The organism is Hymenobacter sedentarius (genome assembly GCF_001507645.1).
GTDB lineage: Bacteria > Bacteroidota > Bacteroidia > Cytophagales > Hymenobacteraceae > Hymenobacter > Hymenobacter sedentarius.
Window position 1 is genome coordinate 1278142 of the sequence record NZ_CP013909.1, and the last position, 20552, is coordinate 1298693.

Below are 20552 nucleotides of genomic sequence, written 5' to 3' on the forward strand. Positions count from 1 at the left end.
TACTTTGTTGCTAGAGCCAATTCATCATTCCCTAATCTTCATTGAAGAAGCGCGTTTTGCACCTGCCCAAGTGGTACCCGCACCGCTACGACGACCAAGACGGCGACTTTGTGGGGCGGCACGTGGCGGCCATTGCCGCGTTTGGCGGTGTGGAAGGAGCCGTGCTCTTTGCGGCAGTAGCCCGTGGCCCGCTGCCGGGGCTCATTGACGCTGAGGAAGATTTCAGCGGCCCGTGGCCCACGCTGCGCTACTACTACCGTGCCGCTCCCACCGGCCTGGCCGCGCTGGACAAGCCGCTGAAGCTGCTGCTCTATTATTGGTGCTTGCTGCGTGGCTACCGCCGCCTGCGCCACCACTGGGGCCAGCGCCCCGACGTGGTGCATGTGCACGTGCTGCTGCGCACGGGTCTGTTTGCCTGGGCCCTGAAAGCGGCGCGCAACATCCCCTTCGTTATCACCGAGCACTGGACCCTATACCTGCCGCAGCGGGCCGGCGGCATCTCCTGGCTGCGCCGGGTGCTTACGCGCGCCGTAGTGCGCCGGGCAGCTGCGCTGCACACCGTGTCGGGTGGGCTGCGCGATGCCATGGCGGCACTCGGGTTTATAAATGCCCGCTCTGTGGTCATCGCCAACGTGGTGGATACGGCCTTGTTCCGGCCCCGGCAAATGGCCACGGCCGGCGCTCCAGTCACTTTAGCTCAAGAAGCTTCTTCAGCTCAGGCTGTGGAGTCTCCCACGCTGCTGCACGTTTCGGCCTTTCACGACCAAGTGAAGAACCTATCGGGAGTACTTCGCGTGGTAGCGCGCCTGCGGGCTGCCTGGCCTGGGCTGCGCTTGCGCATAGCCGGCTACGGCCCCGATGAAGCGTATTTGCACGAATACGCCACCACCCTGGGCTTGGTGGCCGATGGCACCGTGCAGTTCCTCGGCAAGCTGCCGCACGAAGCCGTGGCTGCGGAAATGGCCCGCGCCACGGCCTTGGTGTCGTTTAGCCGGGCCGAAACCTTTGGGTGCGTGCTGCTGGAAGCCCGGGCCTGCGGCTGCCCGGTGGTGGCCACGCGCACCGGCGGCGTGCCCGAGCTATTCCAGCCCAATAATGCCTTCGGCCTGCTGGTAGAAACCGATGACGAGGTTGGGCTGGAAAAAGCCCTGACGGCCGTGCTCGCCGGCACCGCGCGCTTCGATGCAGCTCAACTACATGCCGATGCCGCAGCCCGGTGCGCGTCGGCCGCGGTGGGCCAGCAATTCGGTGAATTATATCAAAAAGTATTAAACGAGTAATAAAAGTGAGAATTGGGTATAAAATCACCGAATTGGGCTAAAATTCAGCTGCTCAGCTTGGCTTGCACCCACTATCTACATCTTGCCTTTCCGGGCGCTTGGCGCAAGGGTAAGACATGGCTTGCGACTAAGCTAAGTTTACCGGCCTGTTCGCTCCCATGATAAAACGCATCCTCCAGCACTTCGCGGCGCGGGTCCTCACGGCGGGGCTCAGCTTTGCGGTGGTGTGGCTCACGGCGCGGTACCTGGGGGCAGCGGGGCGCGGGCAGGTCAGTTTGTTCTTCACCGATATGTCGGGGCTGGTGCTGCTGGCTGGGCTGGTGGGCGGCTCGTCGCTGATATACCTGGTGCCGCGGCGCAACGTGTGGAACCTGCTGCTGCCCGCTTATGGCTGGGCGCTGGTGGTAAGCGTGGCAGGAGCCGCCGCCGTGTACCTGCTGCGGCCTGTTGGCCCGGAGTATGCGCTGCATCTGGGAGCCGTGACGCTGGTGCAGGTGCTGCTTTCCGTCAACGTATTTCTGCTGCTGGGCCGGCAGCGCGAGCGTGCCTACAACGTGTTGACCACCGCCCAGGCGGCACTGCTGGCCGGGGCGCTGGTGCTGGCTTTCGGGCCCTGGCACTGGCTCACGGTAGATGCGTACTATTATGCCAACTACGTGGCCTACGGTTTGCCGTGGCTTATCAGCATCGTTTTGCTGCTGCGCCTACCCGATGCCTGGGGGAGCCGCTGGGTGCGCCGCCACGCCTCGGCGCGCGAGCTGGCCCGCCACAGCCGGGGCGCGCACTTTTCCAACTTGCTGTCCTTTGCCAACTACCGATTCGGTTACTACGCAGTGGCTTATCTGGCCGATGCCCGGGCCTTGGGCGTCCTTTCGGTAGGTGTGGCCCTGGCCGAAGCCATTTGGCTGATTCCGCGCAGCACGGCTCTCATTCAGTACGTGGCCCTGGTAAACGCTGCTGACAAGCGCGGCCAAACCTACGTGGCCCTGCGCGGCAGCCGGCTCACGCTCCTGGCCACGGCGGGGGCGGTGTTGGTGCTGGCGGCGGTGCCGGCGGCGTGGCTGGCGGCAGTATTCGGCCCCGAGTTCGGTGCGGCGCGCCGCGTCATTCTCGCCCTGGCGCCGGGCATTTTCATCAATGGCGCCGGCATGCAGGCCAGCACCTATTTCAGTGGTACCGCCCGCTACGGCATAAACAACCGCGCCGCGCTGCTGGGCCTGGCCGTAACGGTACCCATGTGCCTCCTGTTGGTGCCCCGGCTGGGCATGGTAGGCGCGGCGCTGGGCATGTCGGCTTCCTACATGGCCAGCGTAGCCTATCTGTTCTGGCACTACCGCCAAGCCATGAACGCCGAATGGCGCGACCTGCTCCCCGGCTGGGATGACGTGCAATGGGTGACGCGGCGCTTTCTTAAGAATGAGGAATGAAAAATGAGGAATGGGGCCGGGCACGGCGGACAACTCCCCTCCTCAGTTGAGGAGGGGACGCTCAACTGCCAAGTTGAGCTGGGGTGGTTGCCCTCGTTGAACGATGGGCGAACGAGTTGGGCTGGAATCGTGCAATGGCTTAACCACCCCCGTTTGAGCTAACGCTCAAACATCCCCTCCTTGGTAAGGAGGGGAGTTGTCCGCCAAATTCTCATTCTTCATTAAGCGCCGCGCCGCTTAGCGCACTACTTCGACCCAGCCTTTCAGGCGGTGGCCGTCGGGATACGTTAGCAGGTAGTAGTACACGCCGGCGGGCTGGCCCTGGGCGTCCCATTCGTCGTGGTAAGTCGCGGATTCAAACACGCTTTGGCCCCAGCGCGAAAACACCTGTAGGCGCGGCACGCAGTCGGGCCCAATTTTGAAGGTTTGGTTCTGGCTGTCGCCATTGGGCGTGATGATGTTGGGGATGTTGCGCGCCTTCACCTCCACCGGTGGGGCCGTGGCTGTGATGTCGCAGCGGTCTTGGTTGTAGCGCACCAACACGCGCGGCTGATACAGGCCGGGGGTGGCGTACGTATGCGTTGGGCTAACTTCGCTGGACTTGCTGCCATCGCCAAAATCCCACACCACCGACGGGGCCGTCGAGCCGCTGGAACTGGCCACCGCGAAGCGCAGCGTGAGTGGCGCTAGCCGGGTTTCGGGGCAAGCCACGGGCTGCCAGGAGGCCAGCAGCACCGGCGGTACGGCCACCGATATGCGCCGTGTGGCCGTAGCCGTGCAGCCCCCACGAGTTACGGCATAGGTCAAACTCACCGAGCCCGAAAGGTTGGCTGAAGGCGTAAATACAAACCCCGTGGCCGCGCTACCACTCACGCTCGGCCCGGTGAAGGTGCCGCCCGCGGGGCTGCCGCGCAGCGCAAAGGGCCGGGTGCTGCCCGGGCACAGCACCGTGTCGGCGGCCACGGTGGCAGTAAACGGGCTGGTTAGGGTCACGGGCTGGCTGGCCTGCAGCACGCAGCCGTTGGAACTCAGCGTGTACACCAGCTGATAAGTGCCGGCGCTGAGAGTAGGCGAGAAAAAGTAACCCGTGGCAGAGCTTCCGCTCACGCCGGGGCCGCTGAAGGTGCCACCCGCCGGCGTAGCTACCAAGGGCACCGCGGGCAGGGCCGGGGCGCCGGCCACGGGCAAGCAGTAAGCCGGCTGGGGCAAGGGCGCAAAATTGAGCACTGGAAGCGCCGTAACCGTCACGAGGCGGGTGGCGGTATTGCTGCAAGTACCGGTGCTGGTGGCAGTGTAGGTGAGGGTTTGCGGGCCCACCAGCGCCGCCGAAGGCGTGAACACAAAGCCCGCGGCCACGCTGCCGCTCACGCCCGGGCCCGACCAGGTACCGCCGGCGGGGCTGCCCACCAGCGCCTGCGCGCCTGCCTCGGCGCACAGCGTCTGGTCGGCGCCGGCGCTCACGCCGTTCCCGATGGTGACATCCCGGGTGCCTTGCACCACGCAGCCATCGGCGTTCAGCGTGTACACGATTTGCACGGTGCCGGTGCTCTGGTTGGGCGTAAATACAAAGCCCGTAGCCACGCTGCCGCTCACGCCGGGCCCACTAAACGTGCCGCCCGCCGGGGTGGCCGACAACGGCACCAGCGGTAACGGGGGCAAGCCGGGCCCTGGCCGGCAATAGGCGGCCTGCAGCAGCGGCGAGATAACCACAGCCGCTGGCGGCTGCCCCACCGCCACGCGCCGCGCATCGGTAGTAGTGCAGAGGCCGGTGCTGATGTAGGTATACGTCAGGGTTTGCAGCCCGACGAGGGCCACCGAAGGCGTAAACACAAAGCCCGTAGCCAGGCTGCCGCTTACGCCCGGGCCGGCCCAGATGCCGCCGGCCGGCGTGCCCACCAGCGGTTGTGGCCCCGCCGTGGCGCATACTTCCTGGTCCGCGCCGGCGTTGGCCGTGCCGGGCTGGAAGTTGAACACAAAGGAGGCGTTGTTGCAGAGCGAGCTCTGGCCGGTGCCGCTGTTGTTGGTGGTAGAGTAGGTGTGGGCCCCCGCCGGAATGGGGAATCCCGTGCGCGCAAAGCAGGAGCAAACGGCCTGGTACACAATGCCGCGTGGGTCGAAGCGCGACGTGCCGCCGTCCACGTGCTCGCCGGCACCGGAGCTGCTGCCGTAGTACGTGCCGTAGGTCATCCCCGTGAGGCCGGCCGCAAATTGAGCCAGGTAAAAGTCCGAGCCGTCGGTGGTGAGCTGGGCGGCGTCGGCCGTGGTGGGCAGGCGCGTGGTGCTGCCATTGTTGGCCAGGTAGGTGTCCGGGCCGCTGCGGTTAGACGAGCCGCCCCAACCGCACACGTACACCCGGTCGCAGCGGTCCACCAGAAACGCTGTGGGGTCAACGCTCACCTTGCCCGCGTTGGCGGGGTCGGTGCTGCCGAAGGCCGTGGACAGCAGGCTTTGGCCCAGGCTGGCGTCGAGCTTTTGAATAAAGAGCGTGCCGTTGGTGGTGCTGAACAGGCCGGGCGTGAGGGTAAATGCCCCCAGCGTCTGGCCCAGTAGGTACACCCCGCCGTCGGTGCCCAACTGTAGGAAGTAGGCCTGGTCGTAGGCGTTGGTGCCCACATAGGTAGCGCGCAGCACGCTGGCGCCATTGGCCGCAATGCGGGCCGCGAAGCCGTCCACGTTGCCGGGCCGGGTGGTGCGGTAGGCCCCGCTCGTCACCGGAAAGTCAGGGCTGATGGTGCCGCCGGCCACGTACACGTCGCCGCTGGTTGGCTCAATTTGAATGGAATACGCCGCGTCGGCGCCGGAGCCGCCCAGGAACCCGCCCCAGGTCAGGCTAGAAAGCGTGGGCGTGAGCTTGCACGCCACCCCATCAGAAGAGCCACCGCGGTAGGTGCGGCCGAAGCCCGTGCCCAGCGGGAAGTCATCTGACATGGTGTGCGAGGCGATATACACGTTGTCGGCCGCATCGACCTGGATGTCGCCCCGAAACGCGTCGCCGTAGTTGTGGGCCAGCTGCAGCGTGCTTCCGGAAGGCGACAGGAAAATGTCCAGCGGCAACAGGCCGTCGTTCTTACTGCCGCCCAGGTAGGTGGAAGCCACCAGCCCGGAGCCGTTGGCGTTCAGGCGCGTAATCACCAGGTCGGAACCAGTGGGCGAATTAAAAGGCGGGCCCGAGCCGAAGGGCGACGAAGGCGTGCCCCCGGCAAAGCGCTGCTGCAGGGCGGCAGCCGAAGTCGGATAATCACTGGAACCCGACGAGCCCAGTACCAGCAGCTCACCCTGGTGGTTCACCACGAGGCTGTGCGGAAAGTCGGTGCCGTTGCCGCCCAGGTAGGTGGCCCACACCCGCGCCGCCGGGCCCGTCGCGCTGGTGTTGTACTTGATGATGGCAATGTCAATCAGGGCCGCAAACGTGGTCTGGAAGGCCCCGGGGCTGGTGGGATAGCCCTCGCTGAAGGCAATGCCGCCCGAGTACATGTTGCCATCGTCGTCGTAAGTGGCCGTGAAGCCCCAGTTGTTGGCCGTGGAGCCGGTGTAGGATGCAAACACCACTACCGGGTCGATGGTCAGCGGGCGGGAGGGGTCGTAGGTGCCCAGGGCGAAGCGCACCAGCTTGCCTGCCAGCACGTAGCGGCAGGCCACCGACTTGCGGCGGCCAGCGGCGTCGGTTTGCCAGGCCTGCGGGGCCCGCTCGGTCATGGTGCCCACGCTGGTGCGCACCAGCAGGTTGCCGGCGGGGTCCAGCGCCAGCCCGTCGGCGCCGTCGTGCCGCAGGGCAATGGCCGCGGGGTTGGCCCGGGGCGCCAGCTCAAAATCGTATTCCAGGTGCTGGTCGGCGCTTTCGTACACGCGGGCGCTCACGCCGGGCCACAGGCCGGCGTAGTGCAGCTCCCGAAAGCCGCGCACGTCGCGGACCCAGCGTCGGGCGTCGTTGCCGAGCAGGTAATTGCGGTGTTCGGCCGTGGGCGTTGCGGCGGTGAGGGTGGCCGGGGCGGCGCCTTCAAAATGCAGGGTCAGGGCGTGGCCGCGCACCGGGCCCTCGGCCGCGGTGCTGGGGCCGTCGTGCCTTAGTTGAGCCGGGCCACCGTTGGCAAGCAAGGAAAATGTCAGCCCATCGGCTTCGGCAAAGAGCCGGCCGCCGGGCAGGGGCGCGGCGTACCGCACGTGCGCGTCCCACTGGCCTTTGTTTTCGATAAATTCCAGGCTGCTCTCGGCCGGGCGGGGGTGCTCGCTGGCTTGCGCTAAGCTGGCAATGGCCAGGAAGGGTAGAAGGGAAGCAGCCTTAAAAAGTAGCGGTAGTTTCATTCAAATCAATGAATAGGGATAAAGCAGAACCATAAAGGTAAAGCCCGAAAAATGGCGGGTCGCGTACCATTTTTCGGGCTTGAGATAAAAGAGGGTCGCCCACAGGAATTGGGCTGAAATTCTCGCGGTTTTTAGCGGCCGGTATTAGCGCCGCACTTCCACCCAGCCTTTCACCCGGCGGTCGTCGGCGTCGCGCAGCAGGTAGTAGTAGATACCGTCGGGCAGGCCGGAGGCGTCCCAGGTGTTGTGGTACTCGTCGGTCTGGTACACCCGCTGGCCCCAGCGCGAGTACACTTCCAGCGAGGCTGGGCGGCAGGTGAACAGAGGCCGGAAAGTCTGGTTTTTCTCGTCGCCGTTGGGCGTGATGATATTGGGAACGAACACCTCGCCGACTTCCACCGGCGAAAACCCCGTGAGCACCTGGCAGTTGCCGTAGCGCGCCGTGAGCGTGATGTGGTAGCTGCCGCCTTTCAGGTAGCGGTGGGTAGGGGTGGCTTCCGTGCTGGTGGGGCTGCCATCGCCAAAGTCCCAGCGGTAGGCGGCGTTGGGCACCAGCAGCACGGGCGTGAGCGGAAGATCGAAGGGCGCGAGGCCCGCGTACTGGGGCGCCGCGGCGCACACCGGCAGGTTGAGGCCCACGTTTTGGGTCGAAGTGGGCGTGAGCACCACGGTGCGGGTGGCGCTAACCTGGCAGGGGCCCTGCGCCACGGTGTAGGTGAGCGGGAAAATGCCGCCCCGGTTGTTGGTGTTGGGTGGGGTGAAAAAGCCGCTGGCCGTCACCCCGTTGCCGGTCCAGGTACCGCCCGCGGGAAGCTGGCCCCGCAGCTGAAACGGCTGGCGCAGGTCGGCGCAGAGCGTGGTGTCACGCCCGGGCGTCACGGTGGGCGGCCGGCTCACCGTCACCTGCTGGCTGATAACGCCGCAGCCCAACGAGTCGGAGACGGCATACGAAATGGTGTGGGTGCCCGCGCCGGCCGCGGCCGGGTCGAAGCGCCCGCCCGCCACGCCCGGCCCGCTAAACGTGCCGCCGGCCGGCGTGGCCGTGAGGGCCACCGCCGGCTGCGTAATGCACTGCGGCGGCACCGGGGCCAGCGTGGGCACTATGGCCGGCGCCACCAGGTAGCGCACGGCCCGGGTGCTGAGGCAGGTGCCGGTAGAAGCCACCGTGTAGCTGATGACGTACTGCCCGGCGCCCACGGCGGTGGGCACAAAGCGGTAGCCACCGCCCGGAATGGCTTGCACGCCCGGCCCGCTCCACACGCCGCCCGCCGGGGTGCCGCCCAGCGTCACGGCCCCGTCGTTCACGCACACGTAGCGCCGGGGCCCGGGGTCGGCCTGTATCACTTCAAAGTTCATTTTGAAAGCGCCGTTGTTGCAGCGCGCGCTGCCGTTGCGAGAGGTGTAGCTGCCCGCGCCCGGCGGCACCGGAAAGCCCACCGGCCCCCCGCCGCAACTGGCGCACATGGCCTGGTAGACAATGCCGCGCTTGTCAAACCGCGACGTGCCACCGTCCACGTGGTCGGGCGGGCCGCCCAGCTGCCCAAAGAAGGTAGCGTAGTCGAGCTTGGTCATGCCCGCCCCAAATTGAGCCAGGTAAAAGTCCGAGCCGTCGGTAGTGGGCTGTACGCCGGTGGCGGTGACGGGCAGGCCGCTGGTGGTGCCGCCGAGGTAGTCGCCGTTGTCGACGCCGCCCCAGCCGCTGATGTACACCCGCTCGCATTCGTCGACCAGGAAGGCGGTGGGCACCAGGTTGGGCCCGTTGCCGGCCCCGCCGCGGCTGCCAAAGGCCGTGCTGTAAAGGCTGGCCGTGAGGTCGGGGTTGAGCTTTTGAATAAACTGCGGGCCGCCGGCCGTGCCGTACAAGCCGGGCGTGATGGGAAACTGCCCCAGCGTTTGCCCCAGCAGGTAGGCGTTGCCGGCCGCGTCGAGCTGCAGAAAATAGGCTTGGTCGTAGCCGCTCGTGCCGGTGTACGTGGCGCGCTCCACCGCGCGGCCGTCGGTGCTGATGCGGGCCGCAAACCCATCGGCAATGCCCCCCAGCGGGCTGCTGCGGTAGGCTCCGGCCGTGGCCGGAAAGTTGGTCGAGGTAGTGCCGCCGCACACGTACACGCGGCCCTGAGCATCAAGCTGTATCGAGTAGGCGGCATCGGCCCCACTCCCCCCGAAAATACCGCCCCACTGCATAAAAAGCGACGGTGTGAGTTTGCACACAAGAACATTATAGCCAGGACCTTGTGCCAAAAATCTATCTAGCGGATTTCCCTGGCTCCCTAGAAAGACATCGCGCGAGTTTGTGGTGGAAGCAATGTAGATGTTGCCCGCCCCATCGAGCACTACATCCCCACGAAAAGTATCGCCGTAGTTGGCGGCCAGCGCGCCGTCAGCTAATACCCCGTCGTTGCCATTTCCGCCGATATAGGTGCTGGCTAGCAGCGCGCTGCCGTCGGCGCTGAGGCGGCTCACCACGATGTCCGAGCCGTTGGGCATGTCATACGGCGTCCGCCCGGCCCGGAAGGGGTCAAGCGGCGTGCCTCTGTAAAAGAGCCGTTGGTGGGCCCCGGCCGTGGTGGGGAAGTTGGTCGACGACGTACTGCCCATAATCACCAGCTCGTTCTGGGCGTTCACCACCAAGCTGTGGGGGAAGTCGGCGCTGTTGCCGCCCAGGTAGGTGGCCCACACCCGCGCCGCCGGCCCGGTTGCCGTGGTGTTGTACTTGATAAGGGCCATGTCCATCGCACTGCTGAAGCTGGTGCGGTAGGCGCCCGGCGTGGCCGGGAAAGTGCCGCCGTAGTTATCGAACACAATGCCGCCCGAGTACAGGTTGCCGGCGTTGTCGTAGGTCGCCGTGAAGCCCCAGTTGTCGGCCGTTGAGCCGGTTAAGGTGGCAAACAGCACGGTGGGGTCAATGGTCAGGGCCCGGGATTTGTCGTAGGCACCCAGCGCGAAGCGCACGGTGCTGCCAGCCAGCACGTAGCGGCAGGCCACAGGCTGGCGCACGCCGGCCGCCGTGGTTTGCCAGGCTTTCGGGGCCAGCTCGGTGGTGCTGCCCACCGTGGTGCGCACCAGCAGGTTGCCGGCCGCGTCCAGGGTCAATGACGTGGCGCCCTCGTAGCGCAGGGCCACTTGGGCGGGGTTGGCGTGGGGCGCCAACTCCATGTCGTACTCCAGGTGCTGGCCGGTGTTTTCGTACAGCGTCAGGCCGATGCCGGTCCACAGGCCGGCGTAGTGCAGGCGCCGGAACGCGCCCACGTGGCGTGCCCACCGCCGCTCGTCGCTGCCCACAAAGTAGTTGCGTTCCCCGGCCGTGGGCGTCTCGGCAGTGAGGCGAACGCGGGGGCTGGCTTTCTCAAAATGCACGGTGTAGGCGTGGGCCGCAAAGCTGGAGCTGGCTCCACTTGGGCTGGCGGCCGTTTTGTTGGCCGTGCCCCCGCCGCCATGGTGGTTGCTCATGAGGGCCGCGTCTACAAAAGCGTAGGTGAGGGCATCGGCTTGCACGAAGAGCCGGCCGGCCGGCAACGCGGCCTCGTACCGCACGCGGCGGTCCCACTGCCCCTTGTTCTGAATAAACTCGAGGCTGGCCGCGGCCGGCTCCACCGAAGCGGGGCGGGCCGGTGCCGCCTGCGCCGGCTGCAATGCCAGTAGTAAAAGCAAGACCAGAAGACGTTGGTAGACAGCGCGGAAAAGTGGAGCCATATAAGCGCGGAAAGCAGGAAAGAGGGGAAGTGGAAATTGTGAGCAGCCGGCGCAAAACGTGAAAATGCCCTGCGGCCAAACGGCGGCCGTGCAAATTTCATGCAGGCCTGGGCTCGGGTATCATTCCAGGCAGAGCTTATTGGATTCAAAGCCCGCTTGGGCGTGGGGATTGAAAGATAAATAAACTTTTGGCCGGCTGCGGCCTTCAAGCTCGGCCGCTACCTTTGCGGCCCCTGTTGCTCGTGCCGTGCGCCGCTCTTTTGCCTTTAAAATTACGTTGCTCACCCTGGGCTGGCTGTTGCTGGCCATTGCCTGCGAGCAGGTGCCCGCCAGCGCGTTCTGGCCTGTGGTGTTCGGGGCTCTCACCACACCTATTGCCCTGGCCCTCACGGCTCTGTTGGCCCTATACTGGCTGCGGCGCAATTGGCGGGTGGCGGTGCTGCCCATATTAGCCTTGGGGCTTACCTGGCCCCACGTGCAGCGCGGCCTGCCGCTGCATCCTACGCATCTGGCCGATGCGGTGCAAGCCAGGCAGGTGCAGCTGACCGGTGGAAAAACCCTGCACACGTCTTTTCTGACGCGGCGTTCTGCCGGCAATGTGCTGCTGCTCTCGTCCAACGTGCGCATTTTCAACGTGTATTCACAGCTGCGCGACGCCAACAATGCCTCGTCCAAAGACTTCATCCGCTGGCTGGCCCAGAGCCCAGCCGATGTGCTGTGCCTGCAGGAGTACTACAACGAGCCCCATGGCTCCCGCGACGACAAGAACATCTTCCAAACCGACGACCAGCTGGGGCGCGGCAGCGGCCGCCACTCGTTCGTGTCGGTCACGCTCACCAACGGCATCGGCGCCGAGTTTGGGCTGGCTATTTTCTCGCGCTTTCCCATCGTGCGGCGCGGCACCATCCCTTTTGGCCGGCTCTCGCAAAACCACGCCATGTGGGCTGACCTGGCCCGGCCCGCCAACCGCACCGGCCGGAACCGGCCCGATACCATTCGCGTGTTCAACCTGCACCTGCAAAGCATGAGCATGGCCGAAACCGACATCGTGGCCGCCACCGAAAGCCGCACCGGCCTGCGCCAGAAAGCGCCCAACCTGCTGCGGCGTTTCCGCAACGGGGCCAAAGCGCGCGGCGCCCAGATTGATACCGTGCTGGCCCACGTGGCCCGCTCACCCTACCCCGTGCTGCTGGCCGGCGACCTCAACGACCTGCCCTATTCCTACCCCTACGACCAGCTGGCCGACCACCTCCAGAATGCCTGGGCCACCGTGGGCACCGGCATCGGGGCTACCTACAACGGCAAGCTGCCGGGCCTGCGCATCGACCAGCAGTTTGCCAGCCCGCAGTGGGAAGTGCTGGGCTGCCGGGTGCACCGCGAAATCACGTGGAGCGACCATTTTCCGGTGGAAGGACTCTATCAGCTGCGCTGAACGAAAACTCCCCTCCTCAGTTGAGGAGGGGACGCTCAACTGCCAAGTTGAGCCGGGGTGGTTGCGGACGTTGAACCAAAGGTCGGCGTAGGCAACGATGCCCGAACGATTTCAGCCCAATTCGTTCTACCCTCGTTCAACGACCGCAACCACCCCCGTCCGAGCCTGTGGCTCGAACATCCCCTCCTTCGTAAGGAGGGGAGTTTTCCTCCCGCTACCTTTGCATCATGCCGCTCTCGCTTTATAACACGCTTACCCGCAAGAAAGAAGAATTCCAGCCCGTGCACGCGCCCCAGGTGGGCGTGTACCTGTGCGGCCCCACCGTATACAGCGAAGCCCACCTGGGCAACGCCCGCGGCCCGGTGGTGTTTGATGTGCTCACGCGCTACCTGCGCTACCTGGGCTACCAGGTGCGCTACGTGCGCAACATCACCGACGTGGGCCACCTCGAAAGCGACGCCGACACCGGCGAAGACAAGATGGAAAAAGCCGCCCGCGCGGCCCGCGTCGAGCCCATGCAGGTGGCCCAGCACTTCGCCAACCGCTACCGCCAGAACATGCTGGCCCTGGGCTGCTTGCCGCCCGATATTGAGCCCCAGGCCAGCGGCCACATCACCGAGCAAATTGGGCTGATTGAGGAAATCGTGGCCAACGGCTTCGGCTACGAAGTCAACGGCTCGGTGTATTTCGACGTGCCCAGGTACAACGAGGCCCACCGCTACGGCAAGCTCTCGAACCGCAGCATTGAAGACCAACTGGGCGGCACCCGCGATACCCTGGCTGGCCAGGACGAAAAGCGCAGCCCCCTCGACTTTGCCCTTTGGAAAAAGGCCGCGCCCGAGCACATCATGCGCTGGCCGTCGCCCTGGGGCGAGGGCTTCCCCGGCTGGCACCTCGAGTGCTCGGCCATGAGCCGCAAGTACCTCGGCGACCTGTCCGACATCCACGGCGGCGGCCTCGACCTCATGTTTCCGCACCACGAGTGCGAAATCGCGCAGTGCCAGGCCAGCCACACCCACACCGACGAGTCGCGGGTGTGGATGCACAACAACATGATTACCGTGAACGGCACCAAGATGAGCAAGAGCCTGGGCAACTTCGTGTTGCTGGGCGAGATGTTCAAGGGGCCGGCCGGGCCGCTGGTGCAGGGCTACTCGCCCATGGTGGTGCGCTTCTTCCTGTTGCAGGCTCACTACCGCTCGCCCGTCGACGTGAGCGACGACGCCCTGCAGGCCGCCCGCAAAGGCTACCGCAAGCTGATGAATGGCCTGCGCCTGCTCGAGAAGCTGGTGCCCACCAGCGACGAGGCCAAACTGCCCGGCGACGCCGACCTGCGCAAGCTCATGGCCGACCTGTTCGCGGGCCTCGAAGACGACCTGAACACGGCCCGCAGCATCGCGAGCCTGTTCAACCTGCTGCGCAAGTTCAACACCTTGGCCACCACTCCGGCCGCGCTGGCCGAAGTGTCGGGCGCGGTGCTGGCCGAGGCCGTGGCCGCCTACCGCACCCTCGTGGTCGACATTCTGGGCTTGCAGGACGAGCCGCGGGCCAACGCCGAGCAACTGCTGGAGCTCACGCTCAGCTTTTATTCCGAAGCCAAAGCCGACAAGGCCTACGACAAAGTAGATTTGATTCGGGCCGCGCTCAAAGGGCAGGGCATCGTCATTAAAGACACCAAAGCCGGCGTGGAGTGGGCCTACAGCGAGGAATAAGGAATTTTGTCATGCTGACGCAGGAAGCATCTTATCACGGCTGCTTTCGTCAGATTTAGTAAGCTATTGCAGCGCAGGCGTGATAAGGTCCTTCGCAAGCTCAGGATGACCCTTTTAATGCTCCGTAAACTTCGCCTTCCCCTAGCTGCTTTGGCTGGCCTGCTGTTGCTCACCGGCTGCCCGGACAAAAAAGCGGCCGAAACCTCCGAGGCCACCGCTCCTGCTGAAGTCAAGCTGCCCAAGGCCCCCGTCTTCAATGCCGACTCGGCTTATGCCTTCACGGCCAAGCAGGTAGCGTTTGGGCCGCGCGTGCCCAATTCCAAGGCCCACATTGCCTGCGGCGACTGGCTGGTGGCCAAGTTCAAGAGCTATGGGCTGAAGGTGATGCAACAGCCCTTCGAGGCCATGACCTTCGACGGGACCAACATCCACGCCCGCAACATCATCGCCCAGTACCAGCCCCAGGCCGCCCGCCGCGTGGCCATCTTCGGCCACTGGGACACCCGCCCCTTTGCTGATGCCGACAAGACCCACAAAAACGCCCCCATGGACGGCGCCTCCGACGGCGCCAGCGCCGTGGCCGTGGCCCTGGAAATAGCCCGCGTGCTCAGCCAGCAGCCCGATAGCCTGGCCCCCAACGTGGGCGTCGACTTCATCCTCTTCGATGCCGAAGACTGGGGCCACGATGACGGCACCCAAGCCAAGCTGAAAAACCAGCTCGAAGGCAGCAGCACCGACTCCTGGTGCCTGGGCTCGCAATATTGGTCTACCCATCTGCTGCCCGCGGGCTACAAGGCCGAATACGGCGTGCTGCTCGACATGGTGGGCGCCAAAGGCGGCAGTTTCACCCGCGAGGAAACCTCCCGCACCAACGCCCGCACCGCCCTCGATAAAATCTGGAACACCGCCGCCCGCCTGGGCTACTCCGATTACTTCCGCTTCCAGGATACCGGCGGCATCACCGACGACCACGTGTACACCAACAAGGCCGGAATCCCGACGCTGGACATTTACGACCATCCTCCCTACGGCGACGACTACTTCCCGGCCTACCACCACGCCACCACCGACAACATGAGCATCATCGACCGCAAGACCCTAAAGGCCGTGGGCCAGACCATGGTGCAGTCACTGTACATCGATTAGGTAGGTCTGCCGATTTGAAGTGAGATTTGAGGCGGCGGGTACCCGGAATTGCAACGTTCCAGGCACCCGCCGCCTCTTCTGTTGCCGGCCCGCAAACTAGGCCCGCTCGGGCTCGAGGGTGCTGCCGGCGTCCGTCACGTCCAGCCGCATGACCTGGCCGACGACCACGGCCTCGTTGGTGGGTTCGTGGCCAATGGGAAAGCCGTAGCCCACCGGGAAATTGTAGTGCCGGGCGTAAGAATCGATGATTTCCACGGCCGTGGTGCCGAAGGGTACAGCATTGTCGCGCATATCCGAGAAGTGGCCCACCACCAAGCCGGCCAGCCCGGCCAGCTGCCCGCTGCGGTGCAGGTGCAGCATCATGCGGTCGATGTGGTAGAGGTACTCGTCGAGGTCTTCGAGGAACAGAATGCGCCCTTCGAAGCTGGCTTGCGAGGCCGTGCCCGTGACGGTGTGCAGCAAGCTCAGGTTGCCGCCCACCAGCTCGCCGGTGGCCGTGCCGGGCCGGTTGAGCTCGTGCCAGGGCGCGCCAATGGGCAGGGCGGGTTCGCCAAACAGGGCGCGGCGCAGGCTCTCGAGGGCCCGCTCGCCGCCTTCCTGGTGAAAAAGCACCGGCATCACGCCGTGGATGCTTGCGTAGCCCAGGCGCAGCAGGTGGCCGTTGAGCACGGTGATGTCGGAGAAGCCAGCAATCCATTTGGGCTGCTGGGCGAAGCGCGAAAAGTCCAGCCCGTCGACGATGCGGGCGGTGCCGTAGCCGCCGCGGGCGCACAGTATGGCCCGGATGCTGGGGTCGTTGAGCTGGCGCTGGAAGTCGCGGCGGCGCAGGTCGTCGTCGCCGGCAAACTGGTGGTGCTCGCCGGCGATGCTGTCGCCCAGCACCACTTCCAGCCCCCAGCGTTCCAGGGTGCCGATGGCGGGGGCCAGCTCGGCGGCACTGATTTTACGGGCGGGGCTGACGATGGCCACGCGCTGGCCACGCTGCAAGGCGGGAGGAAATAAAACCGACATAGAAAACGGAAAAAACGCCCGCAAATAACGCAGGACTTCGCGGCTATGCTACCGTGCAGCTATATGCGGGTGTTGCCGGTTAAGTTTGGGGAACGAAGGAGCCAACCCCGGGGCTGGTTCTTCGTCAAGCACACGGCACAGCTTTTACCATCGGCACCCTTTTCCTGATTCTATGAAGTCCACTTTACTTTCCGCGTTGCTGCTTTTGCTCAGCGTTTGGCACACGGCGGCCCAAACGCCCATCGACACCACCAAGGGGCGTTTCTACCGGCCCATTTTCCCGGCCGTGACCGTGACTTCGGGCGTGGTCTTCGGTTCGGCGGTGGGCGTATTTGGCCCCCAGAACCTGCTCATGGACGTGTACCAGCCCACCGGCGACGTGGCGTCGGAGCGCCCGGTCATCATCTTCGCCCACCAGGGCGGTTTCGTGCAAGGCACCCGCAACGAGCAGTACATGGTGGATGTGTGCACGCGCTTTGCCAAGTTGGGCTACGTCACGGCGAGTATCGACTACCGACTGCTTTTCACCACCTTCGATACCACCGGCGTGAGCAAGGCCGCCATCCGGGGTATGCAGGACCTGCGCGCGGCCGTGCGCTTCTTCCGCAAAGACGCCGCCACCACCAACACCTACAAGGTGAGCCCCAGCCGCATTGTGGTGGGCGGCGCCTCGGCCGGCGGCTTCATGGCGCTCGAAGTGGGCTACCTGGATAAAATCAGCGAAGTGCCCAGCGACGTCGACATCACGGCTATGGGCGGGATTGAAGGCAACAGCGGCAACCCCGGCTACAGCAGCCTGCCCCTGGCCGTGCTCAACCTGAGCGGCGCCACCAATCCGCCCGGCATGATTGAGCCCGGCAACCCGCCGCTCTACAGCATCCACGGCACTTCGGATGCGGTGGTGCCTTACTTCAAGGGCCGGGTGGGAGCGGGCTTGCCGCCCAAGTACGTGTTCGGCAGCGGCCTGCTGAATCCCTACGCTACCAGCGTGGGCGTGCCCAACGTGTTGCGCCGGTTGAGCCGGGCGCCCCACATTCCTCAGTACAGCACCAGCGGCAGCACCAACCCCCAGGCCTACGCTGACACCACCTTCCGCGACATTCGCGACTTCCTGCGGCCACTGCTGGTGCCGGTCACGGCGCCGTCGTACCCCAGCCTGGTTATCAGTTCGCCAACCGACGTAGCCGGGGGCGCTTATCAGGACATTACCATCAACAGCAACCAGGCCGTGCTGCTGGGCAATATCACCGTGTACGGCTCAATAATAGTGAAAAGCCAGGCCGGCCAGACGCCGGGCTCGCTGAAAACCAACTGCTTCGTAGTAGACGGTCCCGGCAGCTTTGAACTGCAGGCCGGCGCCACGCTGCGCATCTGCAGTCCCGAGGGCATTTCGGCTAGCGGCGCCACGGGCGCCATCCGTAACACCGGCACCCGGACTTTCAGCTCCGATGCCGGCTATGCCTACGAAGGCACCACTGACCAAGTAACCGGCTCCGGCCTGCCCGCCCAGGTGCGCGAGCTGGAAATAGCCCTGCCCGCCGCCAACACGGTGACCCTGACCAACGCCCTGAGCATTAGCCAGCGGCTCCTGCCTACCAGCGGCACTCTGAACAACAGCACCCGCGCGCTCACCTTGCTGTCGGGCCCCGCCGGCACGGCCCTGGCCACACCCGGCCCCGGCACCCTCACCAGCGCCCTCACCGTGCAGCGTTACATAGACCCTGCGGTGAATCTGGGCCTAGGCTACCGGCACTTGGCCACGCCGGTCGATAACGTGAAGACCGTGGACCTGGCCACGGCCTCGTTCACGCCGGTGCTCACCCCAACCTACAACACCAGCACCCGTCCCGACCTGGTGGTGCCCTTCCCCAACCTGTTCGATTACGAGCAGGGCCGGGTGGCGACGTCTCCCGCTACGAGCTACTCAGCCTTCGACAAGGGCTGGTTTGTGCCGCTTGACTTTAACAGCGCTCCCGCGCCGCTGGTGCGGGGCCAGGGCTACGCCGTCAACCTGACTGCGAACCAGACGCTGGCCTTCACCGGGCCGCTCAGCCGCAACAACGAAGACATTCCTGTGAGCCTCGCCGCGGCGGTTTCGCCCGATGCCGGCTGGCACCTGCTCGGCAACCCCTTCGCCTCGGCCCTGAACTGGGACAACGTGAAGGTGCCTGCGGGCATGAGCGCGGCCATGTACATCTTCGTGAGCACCAAGCAATACGAGGGCCGGTACCGCACGTACGTTAACGGCATGGGCGGCGCCGGCAGCACCGTGCCCCTAGGCCAGGGCTTCTTCGTGCGCTCCCTCGCCACGGCCCCCGTCACGGTTACCTTCAACCTCCGCGCCCGAATCACCGACTTTGCGGGGGCCAACGCCGCCACGCTGCAGCGCAGCACCGTCGATGCCCGGCCGCGCCTGCGCCTGACCCTGGCCGATGCGGCCACGCCCGGCTCAATTGACGAAACTTACCTCTACCTTGAAGCCGGCGCGACCGCCGGCCCCGACCTCGCCTTCGATGCCGACAAGCTGCCCAACCCCAGTGGCCTGAACCTGGCCTCCGTAGCGGCCGGCCACGAACTGGCCATCAACGGGCTGCCCCTGCTCACGACGGCAACCGTGGTGCCGCTGGCCCTCACCGCCCCCCGCACGGGCACGTACGTGCTGGCCGCCGAGGACCTGGTCAATTTCACTCCCGGCACTGCTCTCACCCTGACCGATGCGCTCACTGGTACCCGTACCCCGCTTGTGGCCGGCACCCAGTACCGCTTCACGCTGGCCAGCCTCTCGGCACCCAACCGGTTTGCACTAGAGCTGCGCGCCGCCAACGTGACAGCCACCACGGCAGCCCAAGCCCTGGCGGCTCAACTGCAGGTGTACCCCAATCCGGCTTCGGGCAGCTTCTGGGTGCAGCTTCCGATGCCGGCCCGGGTGTCGGCGGTGGCCGCCTGGCTCACCAATACTCTCGGCCAAACCGTGCGCAGTCAGTCGTTGGCGGCGCCCACGGGCCAGCTGCTCAACGCCGAGGTGAACGTGCGGGGGCTGGCTCCGGGCGTGTACCAGCTGCACCTGCGCGTGGCGGGCACTCCGCTGGTGCGCCGCGTGGTGGTGCAATAAGCGAAAACCCAATGCCCCGCCGGCCGGTATTACTCTTGATAATGCCGGCCGGCTTGGAGCTTGTGAAGTCCTGGGTTGATGGGCGTCCCGGCGGGCCGGTTGATTTTATCCTTTTACTGTCTTAGACTGTATGTTATGAAATCAACTTTTCTACTCTTCGCGGCTTTGCTGCTGGCGGGACTGCAAACCGTTTCGGCCCAGATTGATACCACGGGCGGCCGCTACTACCGGCCGATTTTCCCAAACGTGACGGTGACTTCCGGCGTGGCGTACGGCTCAGCCGTCACCTTCGCCGGTACCACCCAAACGCTGCTGATGGACATTTACCAGCCCACCGGCGACGCCACGCCCCAGCGGCCGGTTATCATCTTTGCCCACCAGGGCGGCTTTGTCTTGGGTTCACGCACCGATGCTTATATGGTGGCCGTGTGCACCCAGTTTGCCAAGTTGGGCTACGTCACGGCCAGCATCGACTACCGGCTGGGCTTCCCGTTCACCGGCCTTAACGTGCCGGCCGACACGCCGCAAGTGGCCAGGGCCGCCATTCGGGGCATGCAGGACCTGCGCGCGGCCGTGCGCTTCTTCCGCAAAGACGCCGCTACGGCAAACCTCTACCGCGTTCAGCCCAACTACATTACGGTGGGCGGCTCGTCGGCCGGGGCTTTTGTGGCGCTGGCAGTGGGCTACCTGGATAAGCCCAGCGAAGTCCCGGCGTATGTAGACCTTGCCAGCCTGGGTGGCATCGAGGGGGCTAGTGGCAACCCCGGCTACAGCAGCGCCGTGCTAGCCGTGCTCAACCTGAGCGGCGCCATCGAAAACCCGAGCTTAATCGAGCCCGGCAACGCGCCGCTGTGCAGCGTTCACGGCACCGCCGATGCCACCGTGCCGTATTTTCAGGGCCGGGTGGGCTCGGTATTTCCGCCCAAGTATGTGTACGGCAGCGGCCGGCTGCATCCCCGGGCCACGGCCGTGGGCATCCGCAACACGCTGCGCACGTTGCGGGGCGCCGGCCACATTCCCTTCGAAAACAACGCCGCCTACGCCGATACCACGTTCCGCACCATCCGCGACTTCCTGCGGCCCAGCCTGGGCCAGGCCGGCACCGTCGTTATCGCCACGAAACCGGGCAGTGCGCAAGCGGTGCCCGTGGCCCAGACCTACCCGCTGCCGGCCGAAGACGCCGTGCGGGTGCTGCTGCCCGAGTCCTGGCCGCTACCGGCCGAAGCCTACTTGCTGGATGCCACCGGGCGGGCGGTGCGCACCCTCCGCCCCGGCGGGCGCACCGTCACCGTGCTGCGCGGTTCGTTGAAAGCGGGCATGTACTGGCTGAAGTTTCCCGGGCAGGTGCCCGTTCGTGTGGAATTCCAATAGCCCTGGTGCTGAAATGAAAAAGCAAAGGCCCCATTCGCGCGAATGGGGCCTTTGCTTTTTAAGCGA

Annotated in this window: 10 protein-coding genes; 7 read left to right on the forward strand and 3 right to left on the reverse strand. The window is 65.4% G+C overall.

Annotated features, from left to right (window positions below; translation table 11 throughout):
• The first annotated feature begins 41 nt into the window (after positions 1 to 41).
• Positions 42 to 1280: a glycosyltransferase gene (locus AUC43_RS05365; protein WP_068190798.1), complete on the forward strand. Its 1239-nt coding sequence runs from the start codon at positions 42 to 44 to the stop codon at positions 1278 to 1280.
• Positions 1281 to 1438: 158 nt separating this feature from the next.
• Positions 1439 to 2707: a lipopolysaccharide biosynthesis protein gene (locus AUC43_RS05370; RefSeq protein ID WP_068190799.1), complete on the forward strand. Its 1269-nt coding sequence runs from the start codon at positions 1439 to 1441 to the stop codon at positions 2705 to 2707.
• A gap of 237 nt (positions 2708 to 2944) precedes the next feature.
• Here the strand turns inward: AUC43_RS05370 and AUC43_RS05375 are convergent, their stop codons facing one another.
• Both AUC43_RS05375 and AUC43_RS05380 read right to left on the reverse strand, forming a co-directional pair.
• Positions 2945 to 7009: a DUF7948 domain-containing protein gene (locus AUC43_RS05375; RefSeq protein ID WP_068190801.1), complete on the reverse strand. Its 4065-nt coding sequence runs from the start codon at positions 7007 to 7009 to the stop codon at positions 2945 to 2947.
• Between the two features lie 144 nt (positions 7010 to 7153).
• Positions 7154 to 10660, reverse strand: a complete 3507-nt coding sequence (locus tag AUC43_RS05380) for a DUF7948 domain-containing protein (protein WP_199243499.1) — start codon at positions 10658 to 10660, stop codon at positions 7154 to 7156.
• 289 nt (positions 10661 to 10949) lie between these two features.
• Between AUC43_RS05380 and AUC43_RS05385 the strand changes: the two genes are divergently transcribed.
• The 3 genes from AUC43_RS05385 to AUC43_RS05395 all read left to right on the forward strand — a co-directional run bounded on the left by AUC43_RS05385 (position 10950) and on the right by AUC43_RS05395 (position 14992).
• On the forward strand, positions 10950 to 12134 hold the full coding sequence (locus AUC43_RS05385; RefSeq protein ID WP_068190805.1) for an endonuclease/exonuclease/phosphatase family protein: 1185 nt from the start codon (positions 10950 to 10952) through the stop codon (positions 12132 to 12134).
• A gap of 227 nt (positions 12135 to 12361) precedes the next feature.
• Positions 12362 to 13846 (forward strand): cysteine--tRNA ligase, encoded by a 1485-nt coding sequence (cysS, locus tag AUC43_RS05390; protein WP_068190807.1) that lies wholly within the window; start codon positions 12362 to 12364, stop codon positions 13844 to 13846.
• Positions 13847 to 13963: 117 nt separating this feature from the next.
• The gene (locus AUC43_RS05395) at positions 13964 to 14992 is read left to right on the forward strand and encodes a M28 family peptidase (RefSeq protein WP_068190809.1); all 1029 of its coding nucleotides are present in this window, start codon (positions 13964 to 13966) and stop codon (positions 14990 to 14992) included.
• 96 nt (positions 14993 to 15088) lie between these two features.
• On the opposite strand, the gene AUC43_RS05400 is transcribed toward AUC43_RS05395, so the two are convergent.
• Positions 15089 to 16003, reverse strand: a complete 915-nt coding sequence (locus AUC43_RS05400; protein WP_068190810.1) for a S66 peptidase family protein — start codon at positions 16001 to 16003, stop codon at positions 15089 to 15091.
• Between the two features lie 172 nt (positions 16004 to 16175).
• Here AUC43_RS05400 and AUC43_RS05405 point away from each other — a divergent pair, with 172 nt between their 5' ends.
• A complete protein-coding gene (locus tag AUC43_RS05405; protein ID WP_082684922.1) occupies positions 16176 to 19115 on the forward strand; it encodes a carboxylesterase family protein in 2940 nt (979 codons plus the stop codon).
• 135 nt (positions 19116 to 19250) lie between these two features.
• Positions 19251 to 20486: an alpha/beta hydrolase gene (locus AUC43_RS05410; protein WP_157780939.1), complete on the forward strand. Its 1236-nt coding sequence runs from the start codon at positions 19251 to 19253 to the stop codon at positions 20484 to 20486.
• Positions 20487 to 20552: the final 66 nt, after the last annotated feature.